Genomic DNA, 19,466 nt, shown 5'->3' with positions numbered 1-19,466 from the left:
TCCTGACCCGTCCTGTGCACCGCCCCGACCCTGACCCGAGGGGGTCGGCCGGCACCGGGTGGCCCCCTTCACCGACGAAGGAGCTCCCGTGCTCAAGCCCTCCCAGCAGCTCGGCACCGACCAGACCAGCGCCAGCCTCACCAGGACCTATGTGCTCGACACCTCGGTGCTGCTCAGCGATCCCCGGGCGCTGCTGCGCTTCGACGAGCACCACGTGGTGCTGCCGATCGTGGTGGTGGCCGAGCTGGAGGCCAAGCGCCACCATCCTGAGCTGGGCTACTTCGCCCGCAGCGCGCTGCGCCTGCTGGACGACCTGCGGGTGCGTGAGGGCCGTCTCGACGAGCCGATCACCGTCAACGAGGCCGGCGGCACCCTGCACCTGGAGCTGAACCACACTGACCCCGCCCGGCTGCCGGCCGGCTTCCGGCTGGGCGACAACGACTCGCGCATCCTGGCGGTGGCCATCAACCTGTCGGCCGAGGGCCACGACGTGGTGGTGGTGAGCAAGGATCTGCCGATGCGGGTCAAGGCCTCCGTCGTGGGGCTGGAGGCCGAGGAGTACCGCGCCGAGCTGGCGGTGGACACCGGCTGGACCGGCATCGTCGAGCTCGACGTGCCCGGCGACGTGGTCGACCGGCTCTACGAGCAGGGCGAGGCCGAGGTGCTGGAGGCGATCGAGGCGCCCACCAACACCGGGCTGGTGCTGAGCACCGGCTCGTCGAGCGCGCTGGGCCGCAAGCTGGCCAACGGGCGGGTGAAGCTGGTGCGCTCCGAGCGTGAGGTCTTCGGGTTGCACGGCCGCTCCGCGGAGCAGCGGATCGCGCTGGACGTGCTGATGGACCAGGAGGTGGGCATCGTCTCGCTGGGCGGGCGGGCCGGCACCGGCAAGTCCGCGCTGGCGCTGTGCGCCGGGCTGGAGGCTGTGCTGGAGCGTCGGCTCTACCGCAAGGTGGTGGTCTTCCGGCCGCTGTACGCGGTCGGTGGGCAGGACCTGGGCTACCTGCCCGGCACCGAGGGGGAGAAGATGGCCCCCTGGGGCCAGGCCGTCTTCGACACCCTGGGTGCGGTCACCAACAAGTACGTGATCGACGAGGTGATCGCCCAGGACATGCTCGAGGTGTTGCCGCTGACCCACATCCGCGGCCGCTCCCTGCACGACGCCTTCGTGATCGTCGACGAGGCGCAGAGCCTGGAGCGCAATGTGCTGCTCACCGTGCTGAGCCGGATCGGCCAGAACTCCCGCGTCGTGCTGACCCACGACGTGGCCCAGCGCGACAACCTGCGCGTCGGCCGGCACGACGGCATCGCCGCGGTGGTGGAGCGGCTCAAGGGCAACCCGCTGTTCGCCCATGTCACGCTGAACCGCTCCGAGCGTTCGCCGATCGCCGCGCTGGTCACCGAGATGCTGGAGGAGGGCATCTGAGGCGTCGCCAGCCGGTGGGAGGCCGGGGGAGACGACGGTCGGGTCCGGCGCACGACCCGGCTAGGATGCCCGGGTGGCGAAGACGAAGAAGAAGACCGCGCTGGACATGCTGATCTCCCTCGCGGTGATCCTGGTGCCGGCGGCGCTGATCTACGGCTTCTTCTCCCAGGTGCCCGACGAGCCGAGCGTGGCGATCGCCCCGTGGGAGCCGATCACGCAGGCCGCCCGCGACGAGGGCACCATGACCGTGCTGGCACCCACCGTGCTGCCGGCCGACTGGAAGCCGGTACGGGCGAAGTTCTCCGACGACCAGCTGGAGCTCGGTTTCCAGGTGGCCGGCCAGACCTACTACGAGCTCAAGCAGCGCCCCGGCACCAGCCAGCGCGTCTTCGTCGACGACGCCACTCGCAAGGGCGTCGAGGAGGGCACCAGCACCGTCAACGGCCGCAGCTGGACCCGCTATGTCAGCGAGGACGGCCGCACCCGTTGCCTGGTCAACGTGGCCGAGAAGCCGAAGCCCACCACCACGGTGGCCTGCGCCGACGGCTCCTACGAGCAGGCCGAGGCCTTCGCCGGGATGCTGCGCTGAGATCCGCCCCGGCGGCGTCCCGCCGGACTCGGTCCTGCTGGGCGTGGTCCGGCTGGGCTCAGTCCTGCTCGGCCGGGGTCTGCGCCTGACGGGCCGCGTCGATCTTCGCCTTGGCACCGTCGAGCCACTGCTGGCAGATGGCGGCCAGCTTCTCGCCGCGCTCCCACAGCGCCATCGAGTCGGCCAGCGGCACGCCGCCCGACTCCAGCTTGCGCACCACCTCCGCCAGCTCCTCGCGCGCCTGCTCGTAGCCCATCTCGGGCTGGGATGCGTTCTCGCCCATCAGTCCTCCTCGAAGTCGTAGTCGTCCATGCTGGCGCTGGCCTGGCCGGTGGGATCCTCGATCCCGCGCACGCCCAGGGTCAGCTTGCCGTCGGCCAGGTAGGCCATCACGTCGTCGTCCAGGTCCACGTCGTGGATGGAGCTGACGCTGTCGCCCTCGCCGTCGACGAGGATCGCGTAACCCCGCTCCAGGGTGGCCTTGGGGCTCATCGCCCGCACCCGGGACAGGTCGTGCTGCACCGCGGTCATCTCGCGGCTGAGCAGCCGCTCGGTGGCGTGCTCCAGGCGCATCCGCAGCGTCTCCAGCCGGTCGTAGTGGGAGCCGAAGCTGGCTGCCGGGTCCACCAGCACCGGGCGGGAGCGCAGCTGGTCCAGGTGGCGCTGCTCGTTGGCCACCCGCTGGGCCACCGCCCCGCGGATCCGCTCCAGGGCCTGGCTGACGCGCTGCGACTCCTCGCGGGCATCGGGCACCACGCGCTTGGCGGCATCGGTGGGCGTGGAGGCGCGCAGGTCCGCCGCCAGGTCGACGATCGGCATGTCCGGCTCGTGGCCGATGGCGCTGACCACCGGGGTGCGGCAGGCAGCGACGGCGCGCACCAGGCCCTCGTCGCTGAAGGGCAGCAGGTCCTCCAGGGAGCCGCCGCCGCGGGCCAGGATGATGACCTCCACCTCGGGCTGCTGGTCCAGCTCGGCCAGGCGCTGCATCACCTCGGCGGCCGCATTCGGGCCCTGCACCAGGGCGTGGCGCACCTCGACGCGGGCGGCCGGCCAGCGCAGCGCGATGTTGGTGAGCACGTCGCGCTCGGCGGCCGAGTCGGCGCCGGTGACCAGGCCGATGGTGCGGGGCAGGAAGGGCAGCCGCTTCTTGCGCGCCGGGTCGAAAAGGCCTTCGGCCTGCAGCAGCCGCTTGCGCTTCTCCAGCTCCGCCAGCAGGCGACCCTCGCCGGAGGCGCGGATCTCACGGCACTCGAAGCTGAGGCTGCCGTTCTTGCTCCAGACCGTGGGCTTCACCCAGGCGGTGACGGTGGCGCCCTCGGTGAGCGGGCCGGCGGCGTCCAGCACGGCGGTGGAGCAGGAGACGCTGGCCGAGGTCTGCGCCAGCGGGTCGCGCATCACCATGAAGACCGTCGAGCTGCCGGCGCGACGGTTGATCTGGATCACCTGCGCCTCCACCCAGACGGCTCCGCAGCGCTCCACCCAGCCCTTGACCGCCATCACCACGCGGCCCAGCGGCTGCGGCTGTTCGGGGGAGCTCTCCATCGCCATGCCCGCCAGCCTAGGGCTTCGACCCGCTCTGGCAGGGGCAGGCGCACCCGGGCGGTGCCGCCGTGGCCGCATGACGAGTGCCCGCTGTGACCCGGATGAGCGGGCGGCGTGCGGCACCTAGACTGGGGCCATGAGCGAATCCGCGAAGCATGTCGTCGTCGCCGCCCCGCGGGGCTACTGCGCCGGCGTCGACCGAGCCGTGATCACCGTCGAGAAGGCCCTGGACACCTACGGGGCACCGGTCTACGTGCGCAAGCAGATCGTGCACAACAAGCACGTGGTGGAGACGCTGGAGCAGCGCGGAGCCATCTTCGTCGAGGAGCTGGACGAGGTGCCCGAGGGCGCCACCGTCGTCTTCAGCGCCCACGGTGTCAGCCCCGCGGTCCACGAGCAGGCCGCCGAGCGCCAGCTCAAGACCATCGACGCCACCTGCCCGCTGGTCACCAAGGTGCACCACGAGGCCAAGCGTTTCGCCAAGCAGGAGCTCCCCATCGTGCTGATCGGCCACGCCGGGCACGAGGAGGTGGAGGGCACCATGGGTGAGGCCCCCGAGCACATGACGCTCGTCGAGACCCCCGACGACGTGGACTCCGTGGACCTGCCCACCGACAAGCCGATCGTCTGGCTGAGCCAGACCACGCTGAGCGTCGACGAGACCATGGAGACCGTCAACCGGCTCAAGACCAAGTTCCCGCTGCTGCAGAGCCCGCCCAGCGACGACATCTGCTACGCCACCCAGAACCGCCAGCTGGCCGTGAAGCAGATCGCCGCCCACTCAGACCTGGTGATCGTGGTGGGTTCGCGCAACTCCTCCAACTCGGTGCGCCTGGTGGAGGTGGCCCTGGAGGCCGGCGCCAAGGCTGCCTACCGCGTCGACAATGCCGGTGAGATCGACGAGGCCTGGCTGCAGGGCGTCGACAACGTCGGCGTCACCTCCGGCGCCTCGGTGCCCGAGGAACTGGTCGACGGGGTGCTGGACTACCTGGAGAGCAAGGGCTTCCCCAAGGCCACCGAGGAGCGGCTGATCGAGGAGTCGCTGACCTTCGCCCTGCCGCCCGAGCTGCGCAAGGACCTGCCCAAGCACGCCATCCGTCACTGAGCCTCCGTCGGCTGGCGGACGGCTGATCTCCTCCTCGCGACGGATGCCGCCGCCGGGCCGGCGCGTCTAGCGTGCTGCCATGGAGATGCCAACCGCCGCCCACGAACTGGAACTGCTCGCCCTCGACCCCGAGTCGGGGGCCCGTCGCCGCGCCCAGGCCATGAGCTATGCCATCCCGAGCCTGCTGCTCGCTGAGCTGGCCCTGCGCGGTCGCCTGGAGATCCGCGACGGCCTGGTGACCGTCGTCGACCCGACACCCACCGGCATCGCCCTGCTGGACCGGCAGCTCGACGCCGTCCAGCAGGACAAGCCCCGCAAGCCCCAGGCCCTGGTGCGCCGGCTGCGGCGAGGTGCTGACACCTCGGTGCTGGAGGAGCTCACCGCCTTGGGGGCCGTGCGCCCGCAGCAGGCGAAGGCCCTCGGCCTGTTCCCCGTCGACCACCACCTGCCGAGCCGTGAGGCGACGCGCCAGGTGAGCACCACCACGCTCGCGGAGGCCTCCGGCTCGCAGCCGTCGGCCCGTGCCCTGCTGCTGGCCTGGGGCCTGCGCATCGGGCGGCTGGAGAAGCAGCTGCTGGGCCCTGAGTACCGGGAGCAGCGCAGCCGTGTCGAGGAGCGCTCCGCACGGGAGCTGCCGGCGGCAGCCCTGGCCTTGCTCAAGGGCGGGGAGAAGGCGCGCGTCGCCTCCGAGTCGGCTGCAGCGGCCGGCTGATCGACGGACGTCGGCGCCACGGTGCCCCTGGGTGACCAACGGGCGCCGATCGCCCGGCGTCGAGCACCGGGGCATCTGGAGTTCACCTGAGCTTCGACTGCCGTCCGGCGGATCCACGCGGCAACTGGCCCCGGGGCGGGACAGGATCGTGGCGTAGTCGTCGAGAGGTGGACGAGCCATGGGGCTGCCGGGTCGCGGCGGGCAGGGCGCCGAGCGCTCCAGCTGTGTCCTGGTGGCCGTGGTCCTGCTCTGGCCCGTTGTCTTCGTGGCCTGCGGAGCGCTGGTGCTGGGCCTGGTCGCCTGGTCCGTCTCCCGCCGGTTGCCGCAGGAGGCTCCTGATCCCGCGGCGATCGCGGACCGGGCCGTTCCCGGCTTCGCCCCGGAGGCCTTCCCCGTGATGGGCGTCAGGCCCGTCGACGAGGTGGTGAAGACGCCCGGCCAGCTGCCCGGCGGGTTCATCCAGGCCCGTTACCGGGGCGAGTGGGTGGTGACCCTGGACAGCGATGCCGAGTCCACCGGATGGGAGTTCTCCAAGCCGGGCCGGCCACGGTCCACGGTGCGCGTGCGCCACTGGAGCAATGAGCAGGGGGCGAGCGACCCGGAGCGACTGGCCCGCCAGGCCGCAGAGGGGGACCGCCGCGCCGCCCGCGACGGCAACCTGGGCGGCTACCGCCCGGGAACCAGCGCCGTCACGCAGGCCGCCGGGATGACCGCCGCGACGCGGACCGCGACCTTCCAGGTGGACGGCCTGCCCGCCACCGGCCAGCAGTGGTACCTGACCGGGCGAGAGTTCACCATGGTGACCCTCACGGTGGTGGTGACCGGGGGCGACGACCCCACGCCCTACCGGGAGCTGGCCGCCGAGCTCGTCGACGGTGGCCTCACCGTGTGCAACTGATCGTCGGCCGGTTCAGACCAGGAAGCGGTAGAAGGGGGAATCGGGGCTGACCACCTCGGCCTGGATGCCGGAGGCCGACATCCGCTGCAGCAGCGACGAGTAGGTGGTCGGGTCGCCCAGCTCGATGCCCACCAGGGCGGGCCCGATCTCGCGGTTGGAACGCTTCACGTACTCGAAGTAGGTGATGTCGTCCTCGCTGCCCAGCACCTCGTCGAGGAAGCGGCGCAGCGCTCCCGGCTCCTGCGGGAAGTGCACCAGCAGGTAGTGCTTGCGACCCTCCTGGATCAGGGAGCGTTCTACGATCTCGGCATAGCGGGAGACGTCGTTGTTGCCGCCGGAGACGATGGCCACCACGCTCTGGCCGGGCTCCACCACCACGGCGGGCGTGTTGCGGGCCGAGCGCAGGGCTGCGGCCGCCAGCGCCCCGGCGGGCTCGGCGATGATGCCGTCGGTCTGGTACATGGCCAGCATCTCGGTGCAGATCTCGCCCTCGGGCACGGTGACCAGCTCGACGCCGGCCTCCTGCACCAAGGGGAAGGTGACGGCCCCGGCCTTGCGGACGGCGGCACCGTCGACGAAGGTCTCGATGCTGGGCAGGTCCACCGGCTCGCCGGCCTTGAGCGCGGCGGCCATGCAGGCCGCCCCGGAGGGCTCGACGCCGACGACGCGGGTGCCCGGGCGGGTGGACAGCACCGCGGCGCACCCGGCGAGCATGCCGCCGCCGCCCACCGGCACCAGCAGCACGTCGGGGGTGTGGCCGAGCTGTTCGATGATCTCGCGGGCCACGGTGCCCTGGCCGGCGGCGGTGCGCAGGTCGTCGAAGGCGGGCACCATGGTGGCCCCGGTGAGCTGGCACTCCTGCTTGGCGGCCGCGGCGGCCTCGTCATAGGTGTCGCCGACCACCACCAGCTCCACCCATTCGCCGCCCAGGGCGATCATCCGGTCACGCTTCTGCCGCGGGGTGGTGGAGGGGACGTAGATCTTGCCCTTGATGCCCAGCCGGGCGCAGCTCCAGGCGACGCCCTGGCCGTGGTTGCCGGCGGAGGCGCAGACCACACCGGCAGCGCGTTCCGCCTCCGACAGGGTGCTGATCAGGTTGAAGGCGCCGCGCAGCTTGTAGGAGCGCACCGGCTGCAGGTCCTCGCGCTTGAGCCAGACCTCGGCGCCGGTGGCCTCGCTGAGCCGCTCGTTGCGCTGCAGGGGCGTGCGGTTGGCCACCCCGTAGAGGCGGGTGGTGGCGTCGTCGACGAGGGCGGACAGCTCAGTCAGGGTGTTCACCGGGCAATCCTACGGAGCCCGGTCAGCTGGAGCGCTTGCGTTCCATCAACGGCAGCACGGGGGAGTCGGAGTCCACCAGCTCCTCGATGCTCGGCTCGCCACGGGTGAGCGCCTCGCGCTCGGCCCGCTCGTCGGCGCGCCCGATGATGGTCTCCACCTGGCCGGCATTCTCCACCAGCTCGGAGGCCGAGATCTGGCGCAGCGGCTCCTCGACGGTGCGCACCTGCTCCAGCTCCTTGTCGGTGACCTGTAGGTCCCGGAAGCGACGGGCGGTGACCATCACCCGGGTCTCCATGGAGCCGACGGCGGCGTTGTAGGCCTTCATCGAGCTCTGCAGGGAGCGACCCAGCTTGTCGAAGTTGCTGCCCAGGCTGCCCAGCCGATCGTAGAGCTCGCGGCCCAGGCTGAAGACCTCCGCGGCCGAGTCGGCCAGCGCGGCCTGCTTCCAGGAGTAGGCGACGGCCCGGAGCAGCCCGATCAGGGTGGTGGGGGAGGCCAGGATGATGTTGCGCCCCGCGGCGTACTCGTGCAGGTCGGGCATCTGGCTCAGCGCCTCCGCCGCCAGCGCCTCGCTGGGGATGAACAGGACGGTGAACTCGGGCGTGGCCGGATCGGCCTTCCAGTAGTTCTTGGCGGAGAGCTGGTCCACGTGGGTCTTGACGTTGCGGCCGAAGAGCTTGAGGGCCGCCTCGCGGGCCTGCTCGTCGCGGGCCTCCTGCGCGTCGAGGAAGGCGCTGAGCGGCACCTTGGAGTCGACGTAGATGAACTTGCCCTCGCCCAGCAGCACCTTCATGTCCGGCCGGATGGTCTGGTCGGTGGAGGTCTGGGTGGTGGCCTGCTGCAGGAAGTCGCAGTACTCCAACATGCCGGCGATCTCGGCCACCCGCTTGAGCTGCAGCTCGCCCCAGGCGCCGCGCACCTGCGGCTTGCGCAGCGCGGTGGACAGCGCGCTGGTCTCGCGGCGCAGGTTCTCGCCGGTGACCACGACGCTGCGTACCTGCTCGCGCAGCTCCGCGGAGAAGCCGGCGCGCGCCTTCTCCACCTCGGCGATCCGCTCGTTCATCAGCTGCAGGCTCTCCTTGACCGGGGCCATCAGCTGCTCGGTGGCGCGCAGCCGCTGCTCGGCGGTGGCATCGGCGGCCTTGCCCTGGCGCTCCAGGGTCTCGGCGGAGAGCACCTTGAAGCGGTCCACCAGGGAGTCGCGGTCCGCGGCCAGGTCCTCCGCGCGCTTGAGTGCGGCATCACGCTGGGCCTCCATCGAGGCCAGCCGGGAGGCCACGTCGGCCTTCTCGGCCAGCGCCGCGGCGGTCAGGGCCTGGGCATGGGCCACCTCGGAGCGGGCCTCGGCCACCTCCGCGTCCGCCTCCGCGAACTCGGTGCGCAGCCGGGCCACCTCGGCGCGGACCCGCTCGGTCTCGGCGCGGGCATCGGATGCCAGGCCGTGGGCCCGGGCACCCTCGGCCTGGGCAGCGGCCAGGTCGGTGCGGGCGCGTGCTGCATCCTCCCGGGCCTGCGCGGCCTGGGTGTCCGACTGGGCGCGGGCCACCATCCGGGCGGCGACGATGCCGACCAGCAGTCCCAGGGCCAGCCCGACGAGGAGCATGATCACAGCGGTGGTGTCCATGTCCTCCACTCTGCACGACGCCTCTGACAATTCCGTGCAGCCCGCTCCGCGGCCCCCGGCTTCGGCCCCCTGCGGCAGCTGTTCGTCGGGCTTTGGAATACTGCAGCCATGCCCAGCGACGCCGCACTCGACCTCATCGGCACCTTCGCCGACTTCGTGACCGCCTCTCCCACCAGCTACCACGCCGTGGACACCATGGCCCAGCTGCTGCGCGGGGCCGGCTTCACCCAGCTCGACGAGCGCACCGCCTGGGAACGGGTCAGCGGCGGGCAGTTCGTGGTGCGCGACGGCGCGCTGATCGCCTGGCTGGTGCCCGAGGGCGTGGACCAGGACTCCGGCTTCCGGATCGTCGGCTCCCACACCGATTCGCCCTCGTTCAAGCTGAAGCCCAATGCCGCCACCACCACGGCCGGCTGGCGCCAGATCGGCATGGAGGTCTACGGCGGGCCGCTGTTCAACTCCTGGCTGGACCGCGAGATCGGCCTGGCCGGGCGCCTGGTGACCATCGACGGCACCGCCAGCCTGGTGCGCACCGGCGCCATCGCCCGGATCGCGCAGCTCGCGCCCCACCTGGACCGCAGCGTCAACGACAACCTGCACCTGGACAAGCAGCAGCACCTGATGCCGGTGCTCAGCCTGGACACCGAGCTGGACGTGGAGGAGTACCTCTGCCAGCAGGCCCGGATCGATGCCGGAGACCTGGCGCACCACGACATCTACGCCTTCACCACCGAGCCGCCGGCCGTCTTCGGCCCGCACGAGGAGTTCTTCGCCTCGCCGCGGATGGACAACCTGACCAGCGTCTTCGCCAGCCTGCAGGCCCTGCTCGACGTCGAGCCCGGCCGCGACGTGGCGGTGCTGGCCGCCTTCGACCACGAGGAGGTGGGCTCGGCCACCCGCTCCGGCGCCTGCGGCCCCTTCCTGGAGGACGTGCTGGTGCGGCTGGCCGCCGGCCTGGGCCTGGACGCGGCCGGCTACCGCGCCATGCTGGCGCGCTCCTCGTGCATCTCCGCCGACGCCGGGCATGCCGTGCACCCCAACTACGTGCACATGCATGACCCGAACAACCACCCGCTGCCCAACCAGGGACCGCTGCTCAAGATCAACGCGCAGCAGCGCTATGCCACCGACGGCATCGGCGGCGCGCTGTGGAAGCGGGCCTGCGAGGCCGCGGACGTGCCCACCCAGCCCTTCGTGAGCAACAATGCCGTGCCTTGCGGCTCCACCACCGGACCGCTCACCGCCACCCGGCTGGGCATCACCACCGTCGACGTGGGCATCCCGCTGCTCAGCATGCACTCGGCGCGCGAGCTGTGCGGCGTCGAGGATCCCTGGTACTTCAAGCGGGCGCTGGAGGCCTACTGGGCCGGCGCCTGAGCCGTCCCCGTGCCGCGCAGGATCTGGAGTGATGGCCTGAGCGGCTGGTCTGCCGTGCCATGCTCGGATTCTGCAACAGCATGGCAGCCGATGGCCCGCTTCACGACATGTGTCAGATGGTGATCCACTGCGTTCCGTCAGTCATCAGGCGGAGCACCCCCCATTGGGGTATCTCTTTGGCCTCTTGACCGTCAATGCGGTGCCCAGCAGGAGGGACCACTCGCAGCGGAGAAGGGTTGGAGTTCTTGACGACGACCTCATTGCCGGAGGGTTGACGGTCCGGTGCCGAGAGGTTGCACACCAACGCCTGGCCGTCGAAGATCACCACAGAGTCCGTGGGGTTGAGCGGGAAGACCAATGTGATCGGTTCGCTCAACGTGCTGCGCTGCGCGGATCGGCACGGTGTCGAGAAGGTCATCAACATCTCCACCGACAAGGCTGCCGATGCCACCAGCGTGCTGGGCAAGACCAAGCGGATCGCGGAGGAGCTCACGGCCCACTACGGCAAGCTGACCGGCCGTTCCTACCTCAGCGTCCGCTTCGGGAACGTGCTCGGTTCGCGCGGCTCGATGCTGGAGACCTTCACCCGCCAGATCTCCCAGGGTGGCCCGGTGACCGTGACCCATCCCGACATCACCCGCTACTTCATGACCATCCCCGAGGCCTGCCAGCTCGTCATCCAGGCCGGCGCCATCGGGCGTCCGGCCGAGGTGCTGGTGCTGGACATGGGCGCTCCCGTCCGGATCCATGACGTCGCGCGCAACCTGATCAGGCGCTCCGGGCGTGATGTCGAGATCGTCTTCACCGGGCTGCGCCCCAACGAGAAGCTGGAGGAGGTGCTCTTCAGCACCGACGAGGCCGCCACCACCACCGAGCACGAACTGATCCGACGTGTCAGCGTCCCGCCGCTGGAGCCCGCCGCCCTGCAGGGGGTCGACGGGGCCGACCCCGGCTCGATGACCACGATCACCGGTCAGCGGCGCCGAGAGGGCCGTTCGGAGCAGCGTCCCTCCCTCGTGCCCCTCGCCGAGGCGGGGGAGCGGCGTCGGGGAGCCTGAGGGCATGTCCCGGGCTGACGTGCGTCGTCACATCGAGGCGTCGCTCGACGGTTCGATGCAGACCGCACCGAGACAGTAGGCTTGCGCGACGTGGCACTCACCATCGGAATCGTCGGTCTCCCCAATGCGGGCAAGTCAACGCTGTTCAACGCGCTGACCCGCAACAACGTGCTCGCTGCGAACTACCCGTTCGCCACGATCGAGCCCAATGTCGGCGTGGTGGGGGTGCCCGAGCCGCGGCTGGCCGAGCTGGCCAAGATCTACGACTCCAAGGCCGAGATCCCGGCCACCGTGAGCTTCGTCGACATCGCCGGCATCGTGAAGGGTGCCTCGCAGGGCGAGGGGATGGGCAATGCCTTCCTCGCCAACATCCGCGAGGCCGACGCCATCTGCCAGGTGACCCGCGTCTTCGAGGACGAAGACGTCACCCACGTCGACGGCACCGTGAACCCGGCCAATGACATCGACACCGTCACCACCGAGCTGATCCTGGCCGACCTGCAGACCCTGGAGAAGGCCGTCCCGCGAGTGGAGAAGGAGGCGCGGATCAAGAAGGAGGTCCGCCCCAAGCTCGACGCCATGGTGCAGGCGCAGGAGGTGCTCAACTCCGGGCGCACCATCTTCGCGGCCGGGCTGGACACCGAGCACCTGCGCGACCTGTGGCTGCTGACCGCCAAGCCCTTCATCTACGTCTTCAACTGCGACCAGGACGAGCTGGCCAACGACGAGCTGAAGCAGCGGATGCGTGAGGTGGTGGCCCCCGCGGAGGCGATCTTCCTGGACGCCAAGTTCGAGTCCGAGCTGGTGGAGATGGAGGAGGACGAGGCGCGCGAATTCCTCACCGACTCCGGCGTGGAGGAGCCCGGCCTGGACGTGCTGGCGCGCGTGGGCTACGACACCCTCGGCCTGCAGAGCTACCTGACCGCCGGCCCCAAGGAGGTCCGCGCCTGGACCATCCGCAAGGGCGCCACCGCCCCGGAGGCCGCCGGCGTGATCCACACCGACTTCCAGAAGGGCTTCATCAAGGCCGAGGTGATCAGCTTCGACGACCTGGTCTCCCTCGGCTCGGTTAAGGCCGCCCGCGAGGCCGGCAAGGCGCGCCTCGAGGGCAAGGACTACGTCATGCAGGACGGCGACGTGGTGGAGTTCCGCTTCAACAACTAGCTGATCAGGCATTTCAGATGCCTATCGTTGTCTCGTGGACCAACTGATTTTCGTCGAGTCGACGCTGCCGCTTGACGAGAATCGGCTCCGCCCCCGGTATCTCGATCTCGTCGTGAACGGCGCATCCCTGCGCTCGTCGGTCGGTGAAGACTTGCTGCGCTGGACTTCCACCCCATTGCAGTCCGGATGGGACCTGGAGTCCGGGGTGGGCTGGCTGGCGTCCCTGTCGCTCGGTCTGCAGGCAAGTCTTCCGGCCGGCCGGGTGGAGCTGTACGTCTGTCGCGGGTGTGGTGACCTTGGCTGCGGCGCCCTCACTGTCCACATCGAACGTCGTGGGCAGGTGGTGCGCTGGAGCCAGTTCGGTTGGGAGGATGACCTCACCGATGAGCCCCACACCGCCATCGAATCTCCTCTGGAGTTCACCTTTCAGGCGGCGGCCTATGACGAGACGCTCAGCGTCGTGGGGCAGCGGATCCTCGCGAGCAGACGCCGGTCAGCTCCGAGCGGGCGCCTGTGGTGGCGTGAGCCGGGCTTCGTCGCGATCGATCTGTGACGGCCATCTGCCACGTCACGCGGTGGAGTTCCGCTTCAGCGACCCGTTCCGGTCCCGTGCGACGAGCAAGATGTCGAGGGCGGGTCAGTCGAAGGATGCGAGCAACGTGTCGATCCGTCGTCGGCACAGTGCGGCGAACTCGGGCCAGCTGTCCCAGTAGTAGGGCAGCCCGGTGAGGGAGGGCAGCAGGGCCCAGCCCCGGGCAAGACGCCACGTGGTGTCGTCGAGGTCAAGGGCAGCCCGGTAGGCATCCCTGGCCGCTCGGGGGAACTCCCAGATCGGCGCATGCTCCGCTGGGGGCAGCCCGACGCCGAGGGTCCCGAAGTCGATGACAGCGGTGAGCCGCCCGTCCCGCACCAGCAGGTTTGCGCCGCGGAGGTCGCCATGGAGCCAGACCGTCCGGGTGACCTCTTGAGGTGTTGCGGCCAGATCGCGCCACAGGTCCTCGACAGCGTCGAGGTCGAGACCCTTGCCGGAGGGGGAGTGCCCGATCTGCCCAATCGCCTGCAGGCCGGCGTCGAGTTGTGCGGCCAGCCTTCCCCCGCGGAAGCAGCGGGGGAGCGTCGCTTCGGATGGGACGGGAATCCCGTGGAGGGCTCCGACGAACCTGCCGAGATCCTGCCCGAAGCCTTCCCAGTCCTGCACGGTGGCGCTGTCAGGCTCGGATCCGTCGATCCAGCGGTAGACGGCCCAGGGGAAGGGGTACTGCTCGTCGGGCTCGCCGCGGAAGATCATCTCGGGCACCTCCAGCGTCAGCTGCGGCGCAAGGAGGGGAAGCCAGGTGGTCTCCTTCTCCAGGTCAGGCACGGTGGAGGCGGTCCGGGGACATCGGGCGACGAGGTCATCGCCCATCCGCAGCATCACGTTGTCGGTTCCGTGGCCAGCTTCCCGGAGCGGTATCCCAGCCCACTGCGGTGCTTGGACCGTGAGCAGACGATGGAGGTCTGCCGGTGTCGCGGCGTGCTCGTCGGCGTGGAGCGTCATCGTGGCGGTCCCGGTCAGGCCTCCTCGGCGCCGGAGAGCCTGCGCGACACGGTGTGCAGGTCTTCGGCCAGCTCGGTGCGGCGTTGCTCGGGCAGGTCCGCCAGGGCGTCGGTGAGGATCTCGGAGCCGAGGTCCTGGATGGCTCCCAGCAGTCCCTCGGCCTTGTCGGTCAGGGTGATGGACGTGGCCCGACGGTCGTGGCTGTCCGGAGCGCGTGTGATCAGGCCGTCCCGCTCCATCCGGCCCAAGGTCTGCGCCATGGTCGGCTGTCGGATGTCCAGGGCGACGGCAAGACCGGTCTGCGTCTGCGGCTGCACCTGGGCCAGGCTGATCATCACGGGGAGGTAGGCCGGGGTGAGGCCCAAGGGTCGCAGGGCCTCGGCCATCCGGCGTTCCAGTTGCCGCGCCACGAGGTTCACCAAGAAACCGAACTCCCGGAAATCGTGCATGCTCTCTGTCCTCCTTGGTGAATGCTCAGCGCCAACTGTAGGACTCGGCGTGGAAGCGGCTGCCTTCTTCTCCGGCTCGCTGCCATGCTGCCCTGGCGGCTGCGACGAGCGACTCGGGCCCGCAGGCGTACCAGTGCCCGTTCGTGGGGGCGTTGCTGGCGAGCGCGTCGATGGCCTCGGGGGTGAGCCGGGCGCCCTCGCCGCTGAAGGCAGGCTGGACGGTCAGCCACGGCAGCCGGCTGGCCAGGTGGCGGATCTCCTGCCAGCACGGGGCATCCTGCGCGCTCGCCGCCGCGAGGACCAGGTGCACGAGGGAGTGGTCATCGTCGTGCTGGGCTGCCCTCGTGCGGAGGACCGAGAGGAAGGGCGTGATCCCCGCGCCCCCGGCCAGCCAGATCTCTGGCCCGCGGCTGCTGCCGGGATGGAACCGACCGAAGGGGCCCTCGATGCCCACCCTGTCGCCCACGTGGACACCACGCTGGGCGGCCTGGGTCCAGTCACCCGAGGCGCGGACCAGCACCGAGCGTGAGGTGGAGCCGGCGTCGTTCGTGAGGGTGAAGGGGTGGCTCTCGCGCTGCCCGTCGACGTCCAGTGTCACCACCACGAACTGCCCCGGAGCGTGCGTCTGCTGCTGCTCCCACGTGATCTCGATGGCACGTTCACGCGGCTCGACGGCGGTGATGACGTGCCCGGGGCGCGGCCGGCGGCTGAGGACTCGCTGGAGCAGGCCGGCCATGCCGACCAGCACGAAGATGATGGTCCATGCAGCGGGAGCGAAGGCCTTGACCGGCCCTGCTGTGACGGCCACCACCGAGTGGATCGACAGGACGGTGAAGGCTGCCCCCGCAGCCGGGCCGTGGACCTTCTGGAAGCGGTGGTACGGAAGCCGGGCGTTCAGGGCCGAGGCGGCGGCCACCAGGAGCAGCACCAACCCCACCGCGCCCATCACGGCCAGCGGGATCACGGGCGTGGCCCCTGCCGTGGCGCGCAGGGGAGAGATGTCGCGGGCCAGGAGCGTGAGTGCGACGTGCGCGACGATCAGCCCGACCGCCGACATCCCCAGCTTCTTGTGGGTTCGATAGGCCCGGTCGAGCGGCCCGAACAGGCGCTCGACGAGCGGGAGGCGGGTGGAGATCGTGATCGCGGCGGCCAGGCAGCCGTAGGCGGCCGCGCCGGCGGTCATGGCCAGCGCGTTGAGGATGCCGACGGCCGGGATGGCGGTCGGGAGCGTGGTGGCGAGGAAGGCGAGTGCGGTGAGGGGCAAGGTCTTCTGGGTCATACATAGGATCCCATGTAAATCTACCCGGGGATGCAAGGGTGGTGCTCGGGAGGGGACCGCCCCGGTGATCAGGGTCGAGCCCTGAGATGGTCCTCTCCCGTCCGGCGGTCGCGCGGTCGCTAGCGTGGGATCCAGCACAGGACAGGAGCAGTGATGGACAAGGTCGTCGGGGAGACGGTGCTCAGCGCCGAGGAGATCGCGACGGGGCTGACGGAGGTCGCCGCCCGGCTGAACCATGACTTCGAGTCCGCGGTGGTGGTCACGGTGGTCCCCGGCGGGATCCTGGTGACGGCAGACCTGGTGCGCCAGCTGACCTTCGAGGTCTCGATGGACTGGATCTCCTGCCCGCACACGCCGGGGGAGCGCAACGACGCCTCGCCCATCGTCTACCACCAGAGCGTGCCGATCGAGGGCCGCGACGTGATCGTCATCGACGACGCCATCGAGTCCGGCGGCACCATGAAGCGCCTGGTGGCCCACCTCGAGGGCTTCAACCGCGCTCCATCTCGGTGGCGACACTCTTCGTGAAGCCGGGGCGCGTGGAGATCCCCGTCCTGCAGTACCTCGCCCGGGAGATGAACAGCGACGAGATGCTCGTCGGCTTCGGGCTGCCCTGGCAGGACAAGCTGCGCAACCTTCCCCACGTCGCGAGGCTCGCGCCCGAGGCCTGAACTGTTTGGTCCCGCTTGGGGCCTGGCTCGCGGAGGCAACCCTGGAATCTGGACGCTCGATGTCGGATTTCGCCGATTTTCGCGCAATTCATGGATCGAGGGCGCAGACGTCAGGGTCCGAGGACGCTGAGGCACTGCGCGCCCGAGGCGCGTCGGGGCCGGCCACCGGCCGATAGGGTCGAGCCATGGACCAGCCCGATGACTTCATGACGGGAGCGCTGCTCGGGATGACCGTCGGCGCCCTCAATCACGTCGACCCCAGCCAGGCGCCCGCCAACGAGCAGGCCTTCCTGCGGCTGCTCTCGCTGCCGGCCGAGCGGCGGGCCCGGGAGGCCGCCATGCTGATGAAGGCCCTGGAGTGGGACGAGCAGGCCGACGGCGTGCAGGGCCAGGGCGTCCAGCAGCTGCTGGCCTGGGGGCTGCTGCTGCGCGACCTCTGAGTCGCGCAGGGCAGGGCCGGGTAGCGGCCCGGGCGCACGGGTCAGTGGCCGCGGCGCACCTTGCGCGGTCGCGACGGCTTCTTGGTCTGCGGCCGGGCCTTGACCGGCTTCGAGCCGGAGGCGGCGCGCTCCTTCTCTGTACGTGAGGAATTGGCGCTGCGGCCGCGCACCACCCCGACGAACTCGTCCAGCAGTGGGTTCTCGTCGTCCATCCGCCAGGCCAGGGCCACCGGCGAGGGCTCGGCGTCGGTGATCGGCCGGTAGACCAGGTCACGACGGCTGGCGCCGCGCGCGATCGACATTGGCACCACCAGCACCGCCCCCACCAGCACCCGGTCGATCGCGATCGCGTCCAGCTCGGTGAGCACCGTCTCCTCGGCGGAGACCTCCGCCATCGTCAGCTCGTCGGCAGCCGCGAAGAGGTGGTCCTTGGCCACCCAGGCCACCATCTGCTCCTCGTAGAGCGGGATGGCGTGCAGGCCCTCACGATCGATCGGCAATCGCACGAAGCACATGTCCAGACTGCCCTCGCGCAGACCCGTCAGCTGCTCCTCGTCGGCCACCTCGCTGATGTGCAGCGGGTTGCGGAAGCGCTCCTCCCAGGTGCGCTGCCACTTGTGCAGGACCACGCCGCGCACATGTCCGATGCGCAGGCCAAGAGGCGTCGACGGGTTCTCGCTCACGATGGGCAGGCTAGCGCGTCGGCTACGCTCACGGGTGTGAGCCAGACCCTGAAGCCGTCCACCGCCGCCCAGAAGCTGGGCATCCTGCTGTCCGCCGCCCCCGAGGACTTCCAGAGCGGATCCTTCACCCGCGAGGAGGTGGACGAGCTGCGCGAGAACCCGCCGGCCTGGCTCGTCGAGCTCCGCAAGAACGGTCCCTTCCCGCGCGACGTGATCGCGGCCAAGCTGGGCATCTCCAACTCCGGTCTGGCCCGCGGCGGCATCACCGAGCCGCTCGACACCGACCAGGTGGGCGAGCTGCTGGCCAGCCCGCCGGAGTGGCTGGAGCACGAGCGCTCGGTGCACCGCAAGGTGGTTGCCGAGAACGAGCGCCTCAAGGCCGAGAAGGACCGCTCCGGTCGCTGACCTGGCACCGGGGCCGGGAACGCGTCAGCCCAGGCGGGGTAGCCGGTTCAGCCTCTCCGACATGACCAGCCCCAGCACCGCGAGCAGGAAGAGCGCGCAGGGCAGCAGCCACAGGCCCAGCCAGGCGGACAGTGCACCCACCAGCGGCGGGGCCAGCGTCGAGCCGGTGTAGGCGGCGGCCATCTGGATGCCGATGATCGCCTGGGAGTTCCTGGCCCCGAAGTTGCGGGGCGTGGAGTGGATGATCGCCGGGTAGACCGGGGCCGAGCCCAGGCCCGCGATCACCAGGCCGGCCAACGCCAGGACATCGGTGGACACCGGCAGCGCCATCAGGGCGAAACCGAACGCGACCGTGGCGAAACCGCCGCGGACCAGCAGCTTGTCGCCCACCCGGTCGGCGAAGAAACCGGCCAGGAAACGGCCGGCCGTGATGCCCAGCAGGAAGAGCGAGGCGAACCGGGCCGCGGTGGCGGTGGCGACGCCGCGCTCACCCACCAGGTAGGTGGAGGCCCACAGGATGGCGGTGCTCTCGGCGGCGCAGTAGGCGAAGAAGGCCGCCAGCACGAAGGGCACGCCGGGGATGCGCAGGGCGGTGGCCAGCGGGACGTGGCCCACCGGCTGCTGCTCCGGATCGTCGTGGTCCAGCTCGGCGTGGGCGCTGCGCCCCGACGCAGCCGCCTTGCCCCACAGCGGCAGGGTCACCAGCAGCATCACGGTGAGCACCGCCTGGATCAGGCCCACATGGCGGTAGGCGCTGCTCCAGCCCTGCCCGGCGCCCAGTGCGTGGCCCATGATGAACGGGCTGATCGAGGCGCCGAGGCCCCAGAAGCTGTGCAGCCAGTTCATGTGGCGCGCGGCATAGTGCAGCGCGACGTAGTTGTTGAGCGCCGCGTCCACGGCTCCCGCGCCCAGGCCATAGGGCAGCGCCCACAGGCAGAGCATCCAGAAGGAGTGGGAGGTGGAGAAGCCGAACAGGGCGGCGGCGGTCATCGCGACGCTGATCGCCGTCACCAGGCCGGTGCCCAGCCGACGGGTCAGCCGCTCCGAGGCGAGGCTGGAGACGATCGTGCCGCCGGCGATGATGATGGTGACGAAGCCCGCGTAGGCCACGGGCACCCCGAGATCCTGGTGTATGGTGGGCCAGCCGGCGCCGACCAGGGAGTCGGGCAGACCGAGGCTGATGAAGGCGAGGTAGATGATCGCCAGGAGCAGGGAGTACAACGGAGGGCCTT

General features: G+C 70.5%; 22 protein-coding genes. 13 read left to right on the top strand and 9 right to left on the bottom strand.

The window, feature by feature from the left end:
• Positions 1–88: 88 nt before the first annotated feature.
• The gene (gene phoH2 / locus ABD073_RS10205; RefSeq protein ID WP_343874292.1) at positions 89–1,423 is read left to right on the top strand and encodes an RNA 5'-3' helicase PhoH2; all 1,335 of its coding nucleotides are present in this window, start codon (positions 89–91) and stop codon (positions 1,421–1,423) included.
• Between the two features lie 73 nt (positions 1,424–1,496).
• Entirely contained in the window at positions 1,497–2,012 is a 516-nt protein-coding gene (locus ABD073_RS10200) for a DUF4245 domain-containing protein (RefSeq protein ID WP_343874290.1), read from the top strand.
• Positions 2,013–2,070: 58 nt separating this feature from the next.
• Here ABD073_RS10200 and ABD073_RS10195 read toward each other — a convergent pair whose 3' ends face one another.
• Both ABD073_RS10195 and xseA read right to left on the bottom strand, forming a co-directional pair.
• Positions 2,071–2,295 carry an exodeoxyribonuclease VII small subunit gene (locus ABD073_RS10195; RefSeq protein ID WP_343874289.1) on the bottom strand — a complete coding sequence of 75 codons (225 nt, stop codon included), beginning with the start codon at positions 2,293–2,295 and terminating at the stop codon, positions 2,071–2,073.
• On the bottom strand, positions 2,295–3,560 hold the full coding sequence (gene xseA, locus ABD073_RS10190) for an exodeoxyribonuclease VII large subunit (protein ID WP_343874288.1): 1,266 nt from the start codon (positions 3,558–3,560) through the stop codon (positions 2,295–2,297). Before xseA ends, ABD073_RS10195 begins: the two co-directional genes overlap by 1 nt.
• 130 nt (positions 3,561–3,690) lie before the next feature.
• Here xseA and ABD073_RS10185 point away from each other — a divergent pair, with 130 nt between their 5' ends.
• The 3 genes from ABD073_RS10185 to ABD073_RS10175 all read left to right on the top strand — a co-directional run bounded on the left by ABD073_RS10185 (position 3,691) and on the right by ABD073_RS10175 (position 6,269).
• Complete coding sequence (locus ABD073_RS10185) at positions 3,691–4,659, top strand: 4-hydroxy-3-methylbut-2-enyl diphosphate reductase (RefSeq protein WP_343874286.1); 969 nt, start codon at positions 3,691–3,693, stop codon at positions 4,657–4,659.
• Between the two features lie 79 nt (positions 4,660–4,738).
• A complete protein-coding gene (locus tag ABD073_RS10180) occupies positions 4,739–5,371 on the top strand; it encodes a GOLPH3/VPS74 family protein (RefSeq protein WP_343874284.1) in 633 nt (210 codons plus the stop codon).
• Between the two features lie 178 nt (positions 5,372–5,549).
• A complete protein-coding gene (locus ABD073_RS10175; RefSeq protein ID WP_343874283.1) occupies positions 5,550–6,269 on the top strand; it encodes a hypothetical protein in 720 nt (239 codons plus the stop codon).
• Positions 6,270–6,281: 12 nt separating this feature from the next.
• Here ABD073_RS10175 and ilvA read toward each other — a convergent pair whose 3' ends face one another.
• Positions 6,282–7,547, bottom strand: coding sequence for a threonine ammonia-lyase IlvA (ilvA, locus tag ABD073_RS10170; protein ID WP_343874282.1), 1,266 nt, complete (start codon positions 7,545–7,547; stop codon positions 6,282–6,284).
• Between the two features lie 22 nt (positions 7,548–7,569).
• On the bottom strand, positions 7,570–9,171 hold the full coding sequence (locus tag ABD073_RS10165) for a DNA recombination protein RmuC (protein WP_343874280.1): 1,602 nt from the start codon (positions 9,169–9,171) through the stop codon (positions 7,570–7,572).
• A gap of 108 nt (positions 9,172–9,279) precedes the next feature.
• Between ABD073_RS10165 and ABD073_RS10160 the strand changes: the two genes are divergently transcribed.
• The 4 genes from ABD073_RS10160 (at position 9,280) to ABD073_RS10145 (ending at position 13,323) form a co-directional block, all read left to right on the top strand.
• On the top strand, positions 9,280–10,548 hold the full coding sequence (locus tag ABD073_RS10160) for a M18 family aminopeptidase (RefSeq protein ID WP_343874278.1): 1,269 nt from the start codon (positions 9,280–9,282) through the stop codon (positions 10,546–10,548).
• 341 nt (positions 10,549–10,889) lie between these two features.
• A complete protein-coding gene (locus ABD073_RS10155) occupies positions 10,890–11,606 on the top strand; it encodes a polysaccharide biosynthesis protein (RefSeq protein ID WP_343874277.1) in 717 nt (238 codons plus the stop codon).
• Between the two features lie 90 nt (positions 11,607–11,696).
• The gene (ychF, locus tag ABD073_RS10150; protein WP_343874275.1) at positions 11,697–12,770 is read left to right on the top strand and encodes a redox-regulated ATPase YchF; all 1,074 of its coding nucleotides are present in this window, start codon (positions 11,697–11,699) and stop codon (positions 12,768–12,770) included.
• 34 nt (positions 12,771–12,804) lie between these two features.
• Positions 12,805–13,323 (top strand): hypothetical protein, encoded by a 519-nt coding sequence (locus ABD073_RS10145; protein ID WP_343874272.1) that lies wholly within the window; start codon positions 12,805–12,807, stop codon positions 13,321–13,323.
• 84 nt (positions 13,324–13,407) lie between these two features.
• Here the strand turns inward: ABD073_RS10145 and ABD073_RS10140 are convergent, their stop codons facing one another.
• Genes ABD073_RS10140 through ABD073_RS10130 form a run of 3 tightly spaced genes read right to left on the bottom strand, consistent with a single transcriptional unit; the run spans position 13,408 to position 16,035 of the window.
• Entirely contained in the window at positions 13,408–14,307 is a 900-nt protein-coding gene (locus ABD073_RS10140; protein ID WP_343874270.1) for an aminoglycoside phosphotransferase family protein, read from the bottom strand.
• Positions 14,308–14,321: 14 nt separating this feature from the next.
• A complete protein-coding gene (locus ABD073_RS10135; protein ID WP_343874268.1) occupies positions 14,322–14,756 on the bottom strand; it encodes a MarR family winged helix-turn-helix transcriptional regulator in 435 nt (144 codons plus the stop codon).
• 25 nt (positions 14,757–14,781) lie between these two features.
• Entirely contained in the window at positions 14,782–16,035 is a 1,254-nt protein-coding gene (locus ABD073_RS10130) for a ferric reductase-like transmembrane domain-containing protein (RefSeq protein WP_343874266.1), read from the bottom strand.
• A 153-nt stretch (positions 16,036–16,188) separates the two neighbouring features.
• Between ABD073_RS10130 and ABD073_RS10125 the strand changes: the two genes are divergently transcribed.
• From ABD073_RS10125 to ABD073_RS10115, 3 genes are all read left to right on the top strand, one after another.
• A complete protein-coding gene (locus ABD073_RS10125; protein WP_343874264.1) occupies positions 16,189–16,563 on the top strand; it encodes a phosphoribosyltransferase in 375 nt (124 codons plus the stop codon).
• A gap of 11 nt (positions 16,564–16,574) precedes the next feature.
• On the top strand, positions 16,575–16,706 hold the full coding sequence (locus tag ABD073_RS10120; RefSeq protein WP_343874263.1) for a hypothetical protein: 132 nt from the start codon (positions 16,575–16,577) through the stop codon (positions 16,704–16,706).
• 185 nt (positions 16,707–16,891) lie between these two features.
• Positions 16,892–17,146 carry a hypothetical protein gene (locus ABD073_RS10115; protein WP_343874262.1) on the top strand — a complete coding sequence of 85 codons (255 nt, stop codon included), beginning with the start codon at positions 16,892–16,894 and terminating at the stop codon, positions 17,144–17,146.
• 41 nt (positions 17,147–17,187) lie between these two features.
• Here ABD073_RS10115 and ABD073_RS10110 read toward each other — a convergent pair whose 3' ends face one another.
• Entirely contained in the window at positions 17,188–17,829 is a 642-nt protein-coding gene (locus ABD073_RS10110; RefSeq protein ID WP_343874260.1) for a LysR substrate-binding domain-containing protein, read from the bottom strand.
• A gap of 36 nt (positions 17,830–17,865) precedes the next feature.
• Between ABD073_RS10110 and ABD073_RS10105 the strand changes: the two genes are divergently transcribed.
• A complete protein-coding gene (locus ABD073_RS10105) occupies positions 17,866–18,234 on the top strand; it encodes a DUF5997 family protein (RefSeq protein ID WP_343874257.1) in 369 nt (122 codons plus the stop codon).
• A gap of 24 nt (positions 18,235–18,258) precedes the next feature.
• On the opposite strand, the gene ABD073_RS10100 is transcribed toward ABD073_RS10105, so the two are convergent.
• A complete protein-coding gene (locus tag ABD073_RS10100; protein WP_343874254.1) occupies positions 18,259–19,455 on the bottom strand; it encodes an MFS transporter in 1,197 nt (398 codons plus the stop codon).
• Positions 19,456–19,466 lie beyond the last annotated feature (11 nt).

Source organism: Luteococcus peritonei (assembly GCF_039526385.1).
GTDB classification, from domain to species: Bacteria; Actinomycetota; Actinomycetes; order Propionibacteriales; family Propionibacteriaceae; genus Luteococcus; species Luteococcus peritonei.
This window is presented reverse-complemented; position numbering and strand designations above follow the sequence as displayed.